Origin of the sequence: Pseudoalteromonas sp. A757, from assembly GCF_004103285.1 — a bacterium.
GTDB classification, from domain to species: Bacteria; Pseudomonadota; Gammaproteobacteria; order Enterobacterales; family Alteromonadaceae; genus Pseudoalteromonas; species Pseudoalteromonas galatheae.
In genome coordinates, this window is sequence record NZ_QNQN01000072.1 from 1 (window position 1) to 15,682 (window position 15,682).

17 protein-coding genes and 1 tRNA gene are annotated in these 15,682 nt (G+C 43.6%); 3 read left to right on the top strand and 15 right to left on the bottom strand.

Features of this window, described 5'->3' with window-relative positions; translation table 11 throughout:
- Position 1 precedes the first annotated feature (1 nt).
- From DRB05_RS15605 to aspS, 11 genes are all read right to left on the bottom strand, one after another.
- A tRNA-Lys gene (locus DRB05_RS15605) sits at positions 2–77 on the bottom strand.
- Positions 78–226: 149 nt separating this feature from the next.
- A complete protein-coding gene (gene ybgF, locus DRB05_RS15610) occupies positions 227–979 on the bottom strand; it encodes a tol-pal system protein YbgF (RefSeq protein WP_128727754.1) in 753 nt (250 codons plus the stop codon).
- Positions 980–991: 12 nt separating this feature from the next.
- Positions 992–1,528 carry a peptidoglycan-associated lipoprotein Pal gene (pal, locus tag DRB05_RS15615; RefSeq protein WP_128727755.1) on the bottom strand — a complete coding sequence of 179 codons (537 nt, stop codon included), beginning with the start codon at positions 1,526–1,528 and terminating at the stop codon, positions 992–994.
- A 40-nt stretch (positions 1,529–1,568) separates the two neighbouring features.
- Positions 1,569–2,927: a Tol-Pal system beta propeller repeat protein TolB gene (gene tolB / locus DRB05_RS15620; RefSeq protein ID WP_128727756.1), complete on the bottom strand. Its 1,359-nt coding sequence runs from the start codon at positions 2,925–2,927 to the stop codon at positions 1,569–1,571.
- A gap of 9 nt (positions 2,928–2,936) precedes the next feature.
- Positions 2,937–3,878 carry a cell envelope integrity protein TolA gene (gene tolA, locus DRB05_RS15625; protein WP_128727757.1) on the bottom strand — a complete coding sequence of 314 codons (942 nt, stop codon included), beginning with the start codon at positions 3,876–3,878 and terminating at the stop codon, positions 2,937–2,939.
- The gene (gene tolR, locus DRB05_RS15630; protein WP_010377593.1) at positions 3,878–4,306 is read right to left on the bottom strand and encodes a protein TolR; all 429 of its coding nucleotides are present in this window, start codon (positions 4,304–4,306) and stop codon (positions 3,878–3,880) included. Before tolR ends, tolA begins: the two co-directional genes overlap by 1 nt.
- Positions 4,293–4,997 (bottom strand): protein TolQ, encoded by a 705-nt coding sequence (gene tolQ, locus DRB05_RS15635; RefSeq protein ID WP_010605125.1) that lies wholly within the window; start codon positions 4,995–4,997, stop codon positions 4,293–4,295. The genes tolR and tolQ overlap by 14 nt, the downstream gene beginning before the upstream one ends.
- A 997-nt stretch (positions 4,998–5,994) precedes the next feature.
- Positions 5,995–6,999: a Holliday junction branch migration DNA helicase RuvB gene (gene ruvB, locus DRB05_RS15645; protein WP_128727758.1), complete on the bottom strand. Its 1,005-nt coding sequence runs from the start codon at positions 6,997–6,999 to the stop codon at positions 5,995–5,997.
- 2 nt (positions 7,000–7,001) lie between these two features.
- Positions 7,002–7,619 carry a Holliday junction branch migration protein RuvA gene (gene ruvA / locus DRB05_RS15650; RefSeq protein ID WP_010377584.1) on the bottom strand — a complete coding sequence of 206 codons (618 nt, stop codon included), beginning with the start codon at positions 7,617–7,619 and terminating at the stop codon, positions 7,002–7,004.
- Between the two features lie 2 nt (positions 7,620–7,621).
- Positions 7,622–8,143 (bottom strand): crossover junction endodeoxyribonuclease RuvC, encoded by a 522-nt coding sequence (gene ruvC, locus DRB05_RS15655; protein WP_010605128.1) that lies wholly within the window; start codon positions 8,141–8,143, stop codon positions 7,622–7,624.
- A 123-nt stretch (positions 8,144–8,266) separates the two neighbouring features.
- Positions 8,267–10,051 carry an aspartate--tRNA ligase gene (aspS, locus tag DRB05_RS15660; protein ID WP_128727759.1) on the bottom strand — a complete coding sequence of 595 codons (1,785 nt, stop codon included), beginning with the start codon at positions 10,049–10,051 and terminating at the stop codon, positions 8,267–8,269.
- 194 nt (positions 10,052–10,245) lie between these two features.
- On the opposite strand from aspS, the gene DRB05_RS15665 reads away from it, so the two are divergent.
- Positions 10,246–11,094, top strand: a complete 849-nt coding sequence (locus DRB05_RS15665) for a DUF72 domain-containing protein (RefSeq protein ID WP_161568696.1) — start codon at positions 10,246–10,248, stop codon at positions 11,092–11,094.
- Complete coding sequence (locus DRB05_RS15670; RefSeq protein WP_128727761.1) at positions 11,094–11,600, top strand: YgjP-like metallopeptidase domain-containing protein; 507 nt, start codon at positions 11,094–11,096, stop codon at positions 11,598–11,600. Before DRB05_RS15665 ends, DRB05_RS15670 begins: the two co-directional genes overlap by 1 nt.
- A 27-nt stretch (positions 11,601–11,627) precedes the next feature.
- On the opposite strand, the gene DRB05_RS15675 is transcribed toward DRB05_RS15670, so the two are convergent.
- Positions 11,628–12,425 carry a M48 family metallopeptidase gene (locus DRB05_RS15675; protein WP_128727762.1) on the bottom strand — a complete coding sequence of 266 codons (798 nt, stop codon included), beginning with the start codon at positions 12,423–12,425 and terminating at the stop codon, positions 11,628–11,630.
- Positions 12,426–12,521: 96 nt separating this feature from the next.
- Positions 12,522–12,665, bottom strand: coding sequence for a hypothetical protein (locus DRB05_RS22665; RefSeq protein WP_161568697.1), 144 nt, complete (start codon positions 12,663–12,665; stop codon positions 12,522–12,524).
- On the opposite strand from DRB05_RS22665, the gene DRB05_RS15680 reads away from it, so the two are divergent.
- A complete protein-coding gene (locus DRB05_RS15680; protein ID WP_128727763.1) occupies positions 12,656–13,861 on the top strand; it encodes a Bcr/CflA family multidrug efflux MFS transporter in 1,206 nt (401 codons plus the stop codon). The genes DRB05_RS22665 and DRB05_RS15680 overlap by 10 nt on opposite strands.
- 55 nt (positions 13,862–13,916) lie before the next feature.
- Here DRB05_RS15680 and DRB05_RS15685 read toward each other — a convergent pair whose 3' ends face one another.
- Both DRB05_RS15685 and DRB05_RS15690 read right to left on the bottom strand, forming a co-directional pair.
- Positions 13,917–14,480 carry a YSC84-related protein gene (locus tag DRB05_RS15685; protein WP_128727764.1) on the bottom strand — a complete coding sequence of 188 codons (564 nt, stop codon included), beginning with the start codon at positions 14,478–14,480 and terminating at the stop codon, positions 13,917–13,919.
- Between the two features lie 74 nt (positions 14,481–14,554).
- Positions 14,555–15,667 carry an aminotransferase class I/II-fold pyridoxal phosphate-dependent enzyme gene (locus DRB05_RS15690; protein WP_128727765.1) on the bottom strand — a complete coding sequence of 371 codons (1,113 nt, stop codon included), beginning with the start codon at positions 15,665–15,667 and terminating at the stop codon, positions 14,555–14,557.
- Between the last annotated feature and the right edge of the window lie 15 nt (positions 15,668–15,682).

The following is a 15,682-nucleotide window of genomic DNA, read 5'->3' on the forward strand; positions in this document are numbered from 1 at the left end:
GTGGTGGGTCATGATGGACTCGAACCATCGACCAATGGATTAAAAGTCCACTGCTCTACCAACTGAGCTAATGACCCACTTAACGCAGCAGTTTTTTGTTACCAATCGCCTGCTGCGGGCGCTTATAATACTTATTTAAATTTTGAGTGCAACTGAAATAGCTAGTTTTTTTCACTTTTTATGACTAAGCGCCTAATTTTAAGGCACTCAGCTCAAAAAGTGATAATTACATCTTCGCTAAACGCTCTGTTGCCAATTTTGCAGGAGTCGTACTTGGATACTCTTTAATCAGTTTATTAAGGAGTGTCTTCGCTTCAGCTGTTTGTCCCTGTTTATGTAAAATAGTACCCAGCTTTAACATTGCTTCTGGACGTTTATTCGATTCAGGGAAATTATCCACAACGGTTGCGAAGTGAGACTTAGCTTTACCATCGTCAGATTTTATTAAGAATAGCTGACCTAGCCAGTAATGTGCGTTTGGTACATATACTGAGTTTGGATACTGCTGTAAAAAACTTTGAAACTCAGGGATCGCTGCATCGTAGCGCTTATCCTTCATTATCATGTTTACTGTGCGGTCGTACGCCTCATTCTCAGACAGGTTACTGCTGAACGCTTGTTCAGGTGTAACATCTGGCGTTACAGCAGCGGTTGACTTTGACTGGTCGTAAGCTTGGCTAACGCGATTTTCAATCTCTTGATACAACTCACGTTGGCGTTGCAACACTTTTTCAAGCTTATAGCTCTGCTCTTCTGTCACACCGCGTACTTGGCTTACTTCTTCTTGTAAAAGATTAAGCTGTTGCTGAAGCTCGGCTTGCAGTAAATTGCGGGTTCTCATCATGCTCTCCAGTTGAGAGACACGTTCTTCTAGTGTTTGACTTGAATTTGCAGCTTCTGAAACAGGAGCGGGAGCAGCCCAAACTTGGGCGCTCCCGCTCATGAGTAAGAATGCTGCCAAAATAGTATTCGGCTTCATAATAACTCTTTCTTAGTACACTAATACCGCGCGACGGTTCTTAGCGAACGCTTCTTCTGTGCGTGACTTAATCATTGGCTTTTCTTCACCATAGCTCACTACAGAGATCTGGCTGTCAGAAACACCAAGGCTTTGAAGGTATTTAGCTACTGATTTACCGCGGCTCTCACCTAGTGCAATGTTGTACTCAGGCGTACCACGCTCATCAGCGTGACCTTCTACCAGTACTTTTACACTTGGATTTTTCACTAGGAAATCAGCGTGCGCTTGAAGTAATTCAGCATATTTACTTTGAATAGTAGATTTATCAAAATCGAAGTAAACGATCTGTTCTTGACGAAGTGCTTCATATTTCTCGCGTAGTTTTTCTTCTGCAGATTTCTCACGAGAAATAGTGTTTACGTCAACAGTGTTGTTATCTTGATTGGTTGCCGCTTGATTGCTTTCGCTCGCCGCGCCCTCATCAACACTTGAGGATGAGCTACATGCTGCAAGTGTCATCACTGGCAACGCGACCATTAAGGCTTTTAGAGTTTTGTTAAGTTGCATCGAGTATATTCCTATATCTTTATAAATCTAACCAGCAAAATTACTGTAAAAACGGCGACCAGGCTGGTGCCTTAACTTGGCCGTCCAAGACAGGTAATCTTGCCTTGAAACGACCATCCATAGACACCAATGCCAATACCTGCTTATTATTGTGCAAGGTGCTGTATATTATCATCGAACCATTTGGTGCAATGCTCGGAGACTCATCTAGTCTGGTACGAGTTAGCACTTGAAACAGCCCGGAATCTAATTCTTTTTTCGCAATGTGGTAACGGCCCAGCGTACGATTAACCATAATCAGACGTTTACCATCTGGGGTGATCGAACCTGCTAAGTTCATGTCGCCGTCGAACGTCACTCGCTTAGACCTACCAGTTTTTAAATTTAACTTATAAATCTGAGCATTACCACCCCTTTCAGATGTATACACAATTTCTTGACCGTTTGGATGCCAAGAAGGCTCAGTATCTATACTACGGTGACGAGTCAAGCGTGTTTCTTGACGGGTTTTTAGGTCAATTAGATAGACTTCTGTCGCACCACCTGAGTCCTTAGAGAGCACCGCTAGTAATTTAGTTCCATCAGGAGAAAACTGTGGTGCGCCATTAATACCGGGGTGACTCGTGACGAGTTCGCGTTTTCCAGTGTAAATATCTTGAATATAGATTTGCGATTGGCGATTTTCAAAAGTCACATAAGCAAGTTTGTTTGCATCCGGCGACCATGCAGGCGACATTAACGGCTCTTTGGAGCGCAATAACACCTGTTCGTTGTAACCGTCATAATCGGCAACAACTAACTGGTATGGCTTATCTTGGCCGTCACGTACAATGACGTAGGCGATCTTAGTTCTAAATGCGCCTCTTTCACCTGTTAAAGCTTCGTATACAACATCGCTAATTTGGTGCGCATAGTTTCTAAAGCCTGTGCTGCTGACAATACTTTGGCGTCCTTCAAGTACATGATCGTCACTTTGCATTAAGCGACCATTTGACATAATGCGAGTTTCGCCACCAGTAAGCTGTGCCCTGATCACATCAATCAATTCATACTTTACCAAGTAGCGTCCAGCAGATTGCTGAGTCACGGTGCCTACTACTACCGCTTCAACCCCCGCATCTACCCATGCAGCGTAGTCAATCTCCGAGTCAGTTGTAGGTAATTGAGGCATGTCAGCCTCAGCAACGGGCTTAAATTTACCGCTGCGCATCAGGTCCGCAGAAATAACGTCACTTAAACTCGACGGCATTTCACCAGTGCCATTATACTTAAATGGCACAATCGCGATGGGTCTAGCACTGTCTACCCCTTCTGTTATCACAATTTCAAGTGCGGCTTGCGCAAACTGTGATACGCCCAGAGTAAAAACCAGCAATAAGGTTGTGAACTTCTTTAGCATGTTCGTCCTTTAAAAATTTGGTTTAATTGTTAGATTGATATTCTTAAGCTGCTCAAACACGTCTTTATCTTTAGAAACAGGTAAAGTATCTGCCATTTTCACAGCACGGATAGCAGCTTCACAAACTAGTTTGTCGCCGCCCAATGACTCTACATGCGTCACAAGGCCGTTAAAGGCTAGACGGATGTTTACTCGGCATTGTTTACCTTTCATTGTTTCGTCAATAAGTAAGTTTGCTTGAATGCGTTGCATGATAAGCGCTTTAAACTTATCCACTTCGCTCAAGACTTGCTGTTGACGGATCTTCGCTCTTGCTGCCTGCTCCTTAGCAAGCTGATCACGCAGCATTTGTTCTTCAAGTGCCTTTTGACGTTGACGCTCCGCTTCTTCCGCTTTTCGTTTTTCCTCAGCTTCGCGACGTTTCCTCGCCTCTTCGGCCTTTCTTAAGCGATCTTCCTCAGCTTGACGCTGGGCTGCTGCCTTTTTAGCAGCTTCTTCCGCTGCGGCTTTTTCAGCTCTCGCTTTATCAGCCTGCTCACGTTGCTTTTTCTCAATTTCGCGAGCGCGTTTAGCTTGCGCCTCAGCTTGGCGAGTCTCTTCCAACTTAGCTTGACGCTCTTGCTCCAGCTTTTTAATGCGCCTAGCTTCGGCTTCACGGTCTTTTCTGGCTTGCTGTGCACGTCGCTCAAGATCTCGAATACGGCGATCTTCAGCTGCTTGCTTTTCCTCTTCACGCTTTTTTAAATCAGCAATCTTTTTCTCAACCGCTTGCTGATCAACCGACACCGCAGAAACCGCCCTTTCAGGCTTTTGATCTTTTTGCTGTGGATTTAAGGTGACTTCCATCACAGTAGGTGTTTCAACTTGAAAATTTGCCGTAGCAAATAGCAGACCGCCAATCGCACCATGAAGCAATACTGACTTAACTACACTGCTAGATAATGAACTCATTACTCATCCTCAAATGATTTAGTCATTAGGCCAACAGAAGGAACACCCGCTTTTTTCAAGAAATCCATTAAATAAAGGACTTCTTGATACGACACTCTGCCTGAACCTTTAATCATTACAGGAGTATCTGGATTTTGTTCTAACTTAAGTTTAATCACTGCGGCTACTTCTACTGCATCCATTGGCGCTTCAGGGTCTGTACCAACAGTCACAAAATAGCGACCTTCAGCATCAATGGTGGCAATAATCGGTGGCGAGTCTTTGGTTTCAACCAATTCAGACTCTTCCATCTGAGGTAGGTCTACTTTTACGCCGTGCTGGATAAGTGGAGCCGTTGCCATAAAGATGATTAACAACACCAACATAACATCAATATAAGGAACGACGTTGATCTCCGCGACGGGACGACGTCTCTTACGCTGATACATTTTGTTTTGCCTCTACTTGTGTTGCAGCCTGACGATAAAGAATATTAGCGAACTCTTCCATAAAGTTAATGTACTGAGTTTCGAGCTTTTCTACATTTTTGGCAAATCGGTTATAGGCCATAACCGCTGGAATTGCCGCAAACAGACCCATGGCTGTCGCAATCAACGCTTCAGCAATACCTGGAGCAACCATTTGCAGTGTCGCTTGTTTCACTTCACCGAGCGCGATGAACGCATTCATAATACCCCAAACCGTACCAAATAGACCGATATAAGGACTAATAGAGCCAACTGTCGCTAAGAAAGAGAGGCTTGATTCTAACTTTTCAATTTCACGAGAAAGCGCGACACGCATTGAACGGTGAGTTCCTTCAACAACAATCGAAGGAGATTGGATATTGCCTTTTTTATGCTTTGCAAATTCTTTAAAGCCGGATACAAATAACGCTTCTAATCCTGTTGCACTACCAGCCCTTGCAGCTATTTCATTATAGAGTTTGCTAAGATCCATACCGGACCAAAATTTTTGCTCGAAATTCTTTGATTGGCTTTGGGCTTGAGAAATGACAGTTTTACGTTGAAAAATAATTGCCCAAGAAGCAATAGACAATCCCACCAGGGTCAACATAACAAGTTGTACCAAAAAACTGGCTTTTAAAATTAGATCGACAAAATTTAGTCCCGATTCCACGTTATTATACTCCCAAAAGTGTTTCGGCAATGGTAGCCATTTATATTTTTACGCTCTACCGAGCAATATCTAGAGATAGACTAGATTTACTACCAAAAGGTTCAGCTAGTTTAACCACACTACAAATACCTTACAATCTCAATACTGCGAATTCATTGTATTTGACGATAAATAGACCAGGACAGTTTAACTCCCTTTGCTTTACCCAAACTTAAGCAAATCCAACAATCTCCATCACAGCCTCTAAATATGACTGAAAACTGCATAAAATAGGAGTTTTATGCACAAATAGAGAATAAAACCCCACAAAATAGATTGGTCTTACCAATTAACAACAGATTATCTAATATTTACAATTTGCGCATTTAACATACAAACCTATATTTTACATAAGCTTATACAAATACACTGACACATTTAAGCTCACTTTTTGAGCTTGAAAAAAAATTTGATATTAGTTTTTTCTATCCGAAAAAAGAATTTTTCTAGTTTGATGAAAAGCCAAAACCTCTTTAATATACACCCTGTACTGAGCGAGCAGCTGAAGTTTCAGCAAGCACAGTTACTTGCAATAGGATTCTGATTTTTCGTATTGCTTAGATGACGCATTTTGTGGATAAAACCCAAAGTAACTCATCTTGTTCCCTGGATTACTTCCTTCAACTTGTTGTTTTGCCCGCATTATTTGCGGGCTTTTTTTTGCCCGAAATTTGGCACAAGCTCAACATTACGCTCCACGCTTTCTTTAACACTCGGTCATTTTGCGGTTTTTATTTAGTGTTTGGCTTAAAAGACGAGGCAATCTACAAATTGTTTAAGCAACATATAACCCACACAGGTAAGTTACCTCAGCAATGATGGATCTTGCTTGAATTTAGCTGACACAAAATAATGGATTTGTGCAAACGCGATTTGCAATAAGTGAGTGTAGAAATGAAATAGCCGAGTTAATACTCGGCTATTATGAAGAATAAAGGTGTTTATTACCCAACTTAGATCATTCTGGCTTGCTTAGCTCAAAATGCATGTAGGCTTTGTCAGAGACAATACGTCCTCTTGGCGTGCGTTGAATAAAACCTTGTTGGATTAAAAATGGCTCTATCACATCTTCGATGGTTTCTTTTTCTTCTCCAATTGCCGCAGCGAGGTTATCCAGACCAACCGGGCCACCGGTAAACTTTTCAATGATTGCTAGCAGATATTTGCGGTCCATATAATCGAAGCCACATTTATCAACATCGACCATATCCAGCGCTAAGTGCGCAATCTCTTCAGTGATAGAGCCATCGCCCTTCACTTCAGCAAAGTCTCTTACCCTGCGTAGTAAACGATTTGCTATTCGTGGTGTACCGCGTGCTCGACGCGCTACTTCAGTTGCGCCCGACTCGCTGATCTCCAAGTTTAAGTGATACGCTGAGCGAGTAACAATCGCAGACAAGTCCGCAATCGAGTAAAACTCCAAGCGCTGCACAATACCAAAACGGTCTCTCAATGGTGAGGTTAACGAACCGGCACGTGTCGTTGCGCCAACCAAAGTAAAAGGCGGTAAATCCAGTTTAATTGAACGTGCAGCAGGACCTTCGCCTATCATGATATCCAATTGGTAGTCTTCCATTGCAGGATAGAGAATTTCTTCTACCTGAGGACTTAAACGATGGATCTCGTCAATAAATAACACATCCCCCTCTTCAAGGTTAGTGAGCAATGCGGCCAAATCTCCCGCTTTTTCAAGCACAGGTCCCGAGGTGGTTTTAATATTCACCTCAAGCTCGTTTGCAACAATGTTCGCAAGCGTAGTTTTACCTAAACCAGGGGGACCAAAAATCAGCAAGTGGTCTAAGGCTTCTTGCCTTGAACGCGCCGCCGCAATAAAGATTTCCATTTGCTTTTTAACATGCGGCTGACCGGTATAATCGTTCAGTAGTTTAGGTCTAATCGCCCTGTCAACTAAATCTTCATTACCTTGGATCTCAGGTTCAATTAATCTATCTGCTTCAATCATAGTTACATCATCGATTTAAGAGCATCTTTAATGATACTCTCGGTCGTCATGCCTTCTCTGTTTACGGCTTTTACCGCTTTTTGTGCTTGAACTTGTTTATACCCTAATGCCATTAAGGCTGCAATCGCTTCATCTGCTGGGGTATCACTTACCGTCGGATGCTCTTGCGGCGCAAGTACAGCGGCATCGCTAAACGGTGTGAGTAAGTCATTGCCAAAGTCTTTTAACTTATCTTTCATTTCAAGTACTAAACGCTCAGCGGTTTTTTTACCAACTCCAGGGATCTTAACCAAAGTAGTTGCATCGCCATGATTCACGCAGCTAACAAATTGCTCTGCAGACATACCCGACAAAATTGCAAGACCGAGCTTAGGACCGACTCCGTTTGCTTTAATTAACGTTCTAAACAATGCACGTGCGATCTTGGTATTAAAACCAAACAGTAACTGCGCATCTTCACGCACCACAAAGTGGGTAAATACTGAAACCGGCTCGCCCACGCTTGGTAATTCATAAAAACAAGTCATAGGCATTTGTACTTCATAACCTACACCTGCAACATCAATTAATATTTCTGGTGGCTGCTTTTCTAACAGTGTTCCGCTTAATTTTCCTATCATGGTTATCTCAACCTTCCTCTTACGGTTTTACGCGCTGCGCCTGCCATTTTTATTAAGTTTTGCCTTGAGTGCGCGTGACAAATCGCCACAGCCAACGCATCTGCTGCGTCAGCTTGGGGTGTGCCAGGCAATTTTAATATGCGCTTTACCATTTCCTGTACTTGGGCTTTGTCTGCACCACCGGTACCCGCAACGGCTTGTTTAACTTGTCTTGCCGAATATTCACTCACGACCACTGACTGCATGGTCGCCGCAACAATGGCCGCACCTCGCGCTTGACCAAGTTTTAAGGCTGAACTTGGATTATGCGCAACAAACACTTGCTCAATCGCAAAGTCGCTCGGTGAAAACTGCTCTATGAGCTGTGTGATCCCTTGATAGATCATTTTTAATCGAGTGGGAAAGTCATGTTCACCAACTTTAATGCAACCGCTCCCTAAATATTGGAACTTTGCACCCTGGTGAGCAATCACACCATAGCCTGTAAATCTTGACCCCGGATCAATTCCTAAAATGACAGCCAAACGCATCGTCTCTTGATTTTTTGGTTATAATGCCAAAATACTGTATAGATTACCAGTTATAAGCTAGTATATAAGATCAAAAAAGGCGACCTAAGCCGCCTCTTTTACATCAGGTTGACGAACTTACTCGCCCTCACCTTGCTCTACCAACTGCTTTTCTATTGAGATAGCAAGCTCTTTTAGCGCATCTGGATTTGCAGGGCTTGGTGCATCCGTCATCAAGCACGACGCTTGCGTTGTTTTCGGGAACGCAATAACGTCACGGATGTTGTCAGTGCCACACAGTAGCATCACCAAACGGTCAAGACCGAATGCCAAACCTGCGTGTGGAGGCGTGCCATACTTCAGAGCATCGAGTAAGAAACCAAACTTCTCTTGCTGCTCAGACTCTTCAATGCCAAGGATCCTGAACGCTGCCTGCTGCATTTCGTTGTTGTGAATACGAACCGAACCGCCACCTACTTCGTAGCCGTTAAGTACCATATCGTATGCATCAGAAAGTGTACCTGCTGGGTTTGCTTCAAGTTCCGAAGCACTTACGCCCTTAGGTGCAGTAAACGGGTGGTGTACCGCGTGTAGGTTGCCTTCGTCGTCTTCTTCGAACATCGGGAAGTCAACTACCCAAAGTGGTGCCCACTTATTAAGATCAGTAATTTCTAAATCAAGACCAATCTTCAGACGTAGCGCGCCCATCGCTTCATTTACGGTATTGCGCTTGTCTGCACCGAATAGAATAATATCACCTGTGTTTGCGCCTGTGCGCTCAAGCAGTGCATTGATCACTTCTTCGTTCAAGAACTTAGCAATTGGCGACTGTACGCCTTCGATACCAGCATCACGGTCGTTTACTTTCATCCATGCCAGGCCTTTCGCACCATAAATACCTACAAACTTAGTGTATTCATCGATTTGCTTACGTGAAAGTTGTGCGCCACCAGGCACTGACAGTACTGCAACACGACCTTTTTCGTCGTTCGCAGGGCCGCTCAGTACTTTAAATTCAACGTCTTTTACGATGTCTGCAACGTCGATAAGCTCAAGCGGGTTACGTAGGTCTGGTTTGTCCGAACCATATTTGCTCATCGCTTCGCTGTACGGCATCACTGGGAACTCACCCAAATCAACGTCTAGGAAAGACTGCCACATTTCGCGGATCATTTTTTCTGTCACACTACGAACTTGATCTGAGCTCATAAATGACGTTTCGATATCTATCTGAGTGAACTCTGGCTGGCGATCGGCACGTAAGTCTTCATCACGGAAACACTTTACGATTTGATAGTAGCGGTCAAAACCAGACATCATTAGTAGCTGCTTAAATAGCTGCGGCGACTGCGGTAGCGCATAGAAACTGCCTTTGTGAACACGACTTGGTACTAGATAGTCGCGTGCACCTTCAGGTGTCGCTTTCGTTAGTACTGGCGTTTCAATGTCTAAGAATGCATTTTCATCCAAGAAACGACGCACAAAGCTACTCGCTTTAGCACGCATCTTAATGCGATCGCTCATTTCTAGACGGCGTAGGTCTAAATAACGGTACTTAAGACGACGCTCTTCAGAGTTTTGCTGATTGAAGTCAAGCGGTAATGGTTCTGAACGGTTGATAATGGTTAAGCCAGTGCCTAAGATCTCAACTTCACCGGTTGCCATGTCTTTGTTTACTTGGCTTTCAGGACGCGCACGGACAACACCTTTGATCTGAACACAGAACTCTTGGCGCAACGTATTCGCTTTATCCATTAAGCCTTCCACTTCAGGATCGAATACCACTTGCACAAGCCCTTCTCTATCTCTTAAATCGACAAAGATTAGGCCGCCAAGGTCACGACGTTTATTGATCCAACCACATAGTTCAACTTCCTGATCTACATGGCTCTTATTTAGTTTTCCGCAGTATATAGAGCGCATAAAATTCCTGTCAGTCCAGTTTGCTCTTACGACTAATCACTTCTCACCACACAATATGAATTCACAGTATTGGTAAGCCAGTCGCTAAGACTCATTTTCAATAACCGCCAATTATATAAAAATACGCTGCATTGTCATCCTCAATCTAAGGATCTGATACACTATTCACACATTTAATCGTTGTTTTGATCACTATGTTGTATCTGGGTTGCCCACAATGGAGTAGCGCACACTGGAAAGGTCGAGTATTTTCCAGCCATTGTAGCGCCACAAATATGCTCAAAGAGTATGGCCAAATTTTTAATAGCGTTGAAGGTAATACGACTTTTTATGCCGATCCAAATCCGCAGACCGTATTAAAATGGCTAGAACAAGTGCCTGATGACTTTCGCTTTACGTTTAAAATTCCTAAGCGTTTTAGTCATGAAATGGCACTTAGCCACTGCCAAGATGAATTATTGACTTGGTGTAAAAACATGGCACCGTTGTTCCCTAAATTGGGCGTGTTAATGCTGCAATTACCTGCGCAGTTTGCGCCTGAACATATAAATAAAATGCGACAATTTTTATCTTGGTTGCCCAAATCACTAACTGTTGGTGTTGAAGTACGACATTGGGACTTTTATCGTAAAGGTGATGCTGAGCGCAGATACAACCAATATTTAATCGAAAATAACTACAATCGCATCGTGATGGATACTCGCGCACTCTTTAGCGAGCCTGCCAGTACCCCTGCGATAGTAGATGCACAACAAAAAAAGCCGCGATTGCCTGTACATGCTATTGCTACAGGAGACAGCCCAATTCTGCGATTTGTTGGTTGCTCTCAGCTGGAGTCTAATAGAGACTTTTACCAGCCTTGGTTAACTAAACTCAATCAATGGCTCAGTGAAGGTAAATCACCTTATGTGTTTTTCCATACCGCAGACAATTTTGATGCGCCATTTTTAGCAAGACAATTTATTGCTGATTTAGAGATACATCATCAAGTAAGCAATCCATTCCCCGCTGAAAAAGAAGCAAAGCAAGAGGCGCTGTTTTAATGTCCCATCCCTATTTTTTAAACTACTCCGAACAAGTCCAAACTCAAGTCACTCAGTTAATAGAGAGCAAACGACTCAGTGTGTTTTTCAAAAGCCGCTATCCTGAACCGCATCAGATAAAAAGCGATAAGCTACTTTACGAATATGTAGAAGGATTAAGACAACAGTACTTAAAAAATACCCCACGGGTATCGCAGGCCAAGTTTGAGAAGCGCAACAATATGGTATTGAATGCGTTAGGAACACATACGTTCAAAACCACACGGCACGGGCAAAAACAAAAAACGTCGCACCAAATACACATCGCAGCGCAGTTAAAACACGCTCCCGAGGCGGTGTTACGAGCATTGGTTGTACACGAGCTAGCGCACTTTAAAGAGAAAGACCATAACAAAGCGTTTTACAAGCTTTGTCAGCACATGGAGCCCAACTATCATCAACTTGAGCTAGAATTACGGCTATTTATGCTGTTGTGTGAGACAGAAGGAAACACCAATTACACTTAACTTAAGTGTAATTGGTGTTTTGAGAAATTAGCGTTTGCAGCTTGGTGTAAATCCACCCGCACGCGCTTTGTTAGCGGTTGTTTGGGCTGTTGTCATGTTGGCTTGTAATTGCTTAATTCGGTTTTCTGGCGCAGGGTGCGTCGACATAAATTCTGGTGGACGCTGTTCGCTCATTTTCGCCATATTTTGCCAAAGTGCAACAGAGCCTTCAGGATTAAAGCCTGCCTTAGCCATTAGATCTAAGCCGATAACATCCGCTTCGCTTTCATGAGAGCGGCTAAATGGCAGTGCTACACCGTACTGTGCACCAAGACCTAATCCCTGCATAATGGCATTGCGATATTCGACATTATTCATTTCAAGTACCGCTGCACCTGCTTGCAGACCAAACTGCAACACACTGTTTTGCGAAACACGTTCATTAGCGTGTTCGGCAATAACATGCCCTACTTCGTGACCCATAACCGCCGCAAGTTGATCTTGGTTTTCTGCAACTTTGAGAATCCCCGTGTGAACTCCGATTTTACCGCCGGGTAGCGCAAATGCATTGGCAGAGTCATCTTCAAATACTACGACTTCCCATTGCTGGTTTGCGTAGTTTGCTGGAAGTTGTGCTATTAAGGCATTTGCAATACACTTAACGTAGCGATTGGTTTTAGCATCAGTATCGACTTTTTGCTCTTGCTTCATTTGTTCAAAGCTCGCAACACCCATTTGGTCCATTTGCTGCTCTGAATAGAGCGCTAACTGAGTGCGTCCGGTAGGCGATGTTTTACAACCGGCAAGCGTTGCCGCTACGGCTATCGCGAGAACCAGTTTTTTCATAACTTGTTCCTTTTCTTTTTTACAACTTAAGTTTCTCTAAGTTTACCGCAATTTCGTCACTTAACGAGACTAACTTAGTACAATATAAAAAATTTTTCATGAACTTCTGCTGATCACAACGCCGTCTTTTCGCTGCTCTACTCCAGTGCATCGAGTACCATCTCCATATAAAGCGTCTCTGATTGGTGTATTTATTCTGCTTAACATTAACAAGGTAACAATACCAACATATGAAGTCATCAACACTCCCCGCAATACTGTTGCCATTACTGGCTAGTATTGTTGCGATAACACCATTAGCCATCGACTTGTACCTACCTGCGATGCTCGCGATTGCAGACAGCTTGAATAGCCCGCTCGAGCAAGTGCAGGTTTCTCTTAGTAGTTATTTGGCAGGCTATGCTGTCGGCATGATGGTGTTCGGCCCCCTTGCAGATAGATTCTCAAGGCAGACGTTAGCTATTTGGGGTTTAGTCGGGTTTACCGCATCATCAATTGGGCTTGCACTAACAAATGACATTGATATGTTTTGCTTCTTGCGGGTCGTTCAAGCATTTTGTGGTGCCGCAGCGACTGTTGTTGTACCAGGCGTGATCCGCTATTATTACAAAGAGCATACAGCCAAAGGGATGTCTTATGTGTCGATGATCATGATGATCGCGCCACTTATTGCCCCCTCACTTGGTGCGTTGATCTTGTTGTACTTTGATTGGCACGCCATTTTTTGGTTTTTAGCGGTTTATGCAGTATTGGTTATCATCGCATTACAGTTTTTCTGTATTGCAATTCCAACCAACGCCGATGTACCGCTTAGCTTATCGTTTTTCTTAAAAAATTACCGCATTGTGTTAACACAAAAGAAGGCCCGCTACGATATTCTTTCTTCAATGCTGGCATCATTTGCATTCTTTTGCTTTTTAACCTCAGTTTCATTTATTTATCTTGAGTATTATGGTGTGTCGGAACAGCTTTTTGGAGTGTTATTCGCCATGAATGTGATTGCATTGATGCTTGGTAACTTTGCCAACACGCGTTTAGTACCAAGGCTTGGTTCTAGAAAAATGCTCAATATCGGTCTTGCGATTGGTGTTGTCTGTTCCACACTCTTGGTCATACTCAGTAGCCAATCCGTCTCGGTTTGGGTGTTAGCTTCTGCCATTGCACCTTTGATGATGAGTTTGGGGATCATTGCCAGCAACGCTGATGCGCTGATATTACTGAGTTTTGAACATCAAACCGGTACCGCTACCGCGGTGATAGGCACGCTACGATTTGGTAGTGGCGCTTTGGTCGGCCCTTTACTTGCGCTCGCGGTTCCTGAGTCACCTATGCCGTTCTCGAGCTTTATGTTCGCTGCCATTGTGCTGAACATCGTCTGCCAGTTGCTAAACAGGCGCTTTGAGAAAAGCCTCAGCGCCGAAGAGGTAAGCAAGTAATCAAAGAAAAGCCCCGATTTACGGGGCTTTTCTCTAAAGTCATTATTACATCATCTTAATTTAGTTCTTTATCTTTCCAAAATTTAGTGCCTTTTACTGTTGCTTGCAGTGCTAAACCACTTTCAGTAAAGGTGTACACAGTAACATCGCCATAATAGGCTTCGCCTTCTACCGACCCGCCCTTTTTAGCGGCTTTAGCTGCAGCATCTGCATTTCCACCAAACGTCCAACCTGACGTAACAAACTTATTCATTGCTTCAGGAGTATGGAATACCATCACAATACGATAATCTTTTACACCTAGACCAAGGCCGACACCACCTTCAGCCATATTCATATAAGTGTTACTTCCCACTGTATTATCGTGTACGACACCGTAACCTGTTCCAGCAGCAACAAATAACAGATTAATATTGGCATTAGAAAAAACAGCATAGCCCGGAGCTGCCGCTAGTTGCGAGCGTGTATCCGGCTTTTTGCTGTAAAGCTGAGTAAGTACATCGTTTTTCATATCTAGGATGGCACGTTGCTTTTCAACCTTGTCACCATCACCCATTGAAGCACATGCACTAAGCATGACGGCCAAAAAGCCAGCCATTAAATGTTTAACGTTTACCATAGGTTTTTCCTTTCCTGCATTAAATTAAAATAACACGACCTATCATAGACGCTTAGTTTGAATGCTGGATTAATCTAGTCACTGAGGTATGTTTCAAGCCTTACCAAACCAGCGGCAAAGTTGCGCTTACCCGTACCTAAACGGAAATGGCACTCACTCTCCAATAGAAATAACTTTGCGGGTAACAATAGCGTGTTCGAGGTCTCTGCAAATTGACGTGACCACTTTTCAGAATCTCTTACTGAATTAATCTTCAGCAATGACAACACCCCGCCATGTGGCTCAACCCAAGTTACTTTTTGCGAGTATAAACTGACAAATTCACGTATCAATTGAACGTTATTTGCAATGATGCTCGCATTATGCGCTAAAATAGTTTCACTATGCAGTAATGCGGTCGTCGCCAATAAATCGTCCACTTTACTGCCACAAATGCTTAAGTAGCTTTTACCGGCCAGCAGCGCATTTGCTAGTGCTTTCGAACCGCAAATTGCCCACCCTACTCGGATCCCAGGCAAGCCCATACTTTTGGATAATACGCCTAACGTAATCGACCGCGGATAAGCCGAAAACCGTCCACTTACTGCGCGGTCATCGCCATGGCTCTGTGCTGATACCTCATCACTTAAAATGTAAGCACCACACTGCTCTGCCAGCTGTTGTATTTGTCCAACTTCATTGTCAGTCAAACCTGTGCCCGTTGGATTATGAGGAGCGTTGACGATAATGAGTTTGGTGTTTGTCGTCACTGCGTTTTTGAGTCTTTCTATATCAAACTGCCAGTTGTTCTCTTCTCGCAATGGCACGGTGTTGACGATAGCGCCAAACTGTTTGGGGAGTGTTGCAAGCGATGGGTAACTTGGTGTGCAGACCACCACCTCATCTTGTGGCTCTAGTAACTGCGCCATCGTCGTGAAAATAGCTTCTTGAGCACCGTTAAACGTCACGATTTGATTAAGATCTACACACACAGTCGTCGGCAGATGATAAGCTTTAATCGCCGCTTTTAGCCCTTCACTGCCCGCAATCGGATTGTAACCCAGTTCAATGTCTGGCATTTTGCCGCCACTAAGCTCAATAAGTTCACCGAGCGTGACGCCTTGAGCGCAGGAATCACTCAAGTTGACGTCGATTGGAGCAGCCAAGCTTTGACTAAACTTAATGTGTTCAGGTAATACTAATTCCATTCTTTAACCTAAAAA

What these genes read in the sequence shown, in the direction of transcription:
- tolA (WP_128727757.1), bottom strand. Translation starts at nt 3,878, where the DNA reads ATGAGTTCATTATCTAGCAGTGTAGTTAAGTCAGTATTGCTTCATGGT.
- DRB05_RS15685 (WP_128727764.1), bottom strand. Translation starts at nt 14,480, where the DNA reads ATGGTAAACGTTAAACATTTAATGGCTGGCTTTTTGGCCGTCATGCTT.
- pal (WP_128727755.1), bottom strand. Translation starts at nt 1,528, where the DNA reads ATGCAACTTAACAAAACTCTAAAAGCCTTAATGGTCGCGTTGCCAGTG.
- DRB05_RS22665 (WP_161568697.1), bottom strand. Translation starts at nt 12,665, where the DNA reads ATGACTTCATATGTTGGTATTGTTACCTTGTTAATGTTAAGCAGAATA.
- ruvA (WP_010377584.1), bottom strand. Translation starts at nt 7,619, where the DNA reads ATGATAGGAAAATTAAGCGGAACACTGTTAGAAAAGCAGCCACCAGAA.
- ybgF (WP_128727754.1), bottom strand. Translation starts at nt 979, where the DNA reads ATGAAGCCGAATACTATTTTGGCAGCATTCTTACTCATGAGCGGGAGC.
- tolR (WP_010377593.1), bottom strand. Translation starts at nt 4,306, where the DNA reads ATGTATCAGCGTAAGAGACGTCGTCCCGTCGCGGAGATCAACGTCGTT.
- DRB05_RS15690 (WP_128727765.1), bottom strand. Translation starts at nt 15,667, where the DNA reads ATGGAATTAGTATTACCTGAACACATTAAGTTTAGTCAAAGCTTGGCT.
- DRB05_RS15675 (WP_128727762.1), bottom strand. Translation starts at nt 12,425, where the DNA reads ATGAAAAAACTGGTTCTCGCGATAGCCGTAGCGGCAACGCTTGCCGGT.
- DRB05_RS15665 (WP_161568696.1), top strand. Translation starts at nt 10,246, where the DNA reads ATGTTGTATCTGGGTTGCCCACAATGGAGTAGCGCACACTGGAAAGGT.
- DRB05_RS15680 (WP_128727763.1), top strand. Translation starts at nt 12,656, where the DNA reads ATGAAGTCATCAACACTCCCCGCAATACTGTTGCCATTACTGGCTAGT.
- aspS (WP_128727759.1), bottom strand. Translation starts at nt 10,051, where the DNA reads ATGCGCTCTATATACTGCGGAAAACTAAATAAGAGCCATGTAGATCAG.
- DRB05_RS15670 (WP_128727761.1), top strand. Translation starts at nt 11,094, where the DNA reads ATGTCCCATCCCTATTTTTTAAACTACTCCGAACAAGTCCAAACTCAA.
- tolB (WP_128727756.1), bottom strand. Translation starts at nt 2,927, where the DNA reads ATGCTAAAGAAGTTCACAACCTTATTGCTGGTTTTTACTCTGGGCGTA.
- ruvB (WP_128727758.1), bottom strand. Translation starts at nt 6,999, where the DNA reads ATGATTGAAGCAGATAGATTAATTGAACCTGAGATCCAAGGTAATGAA.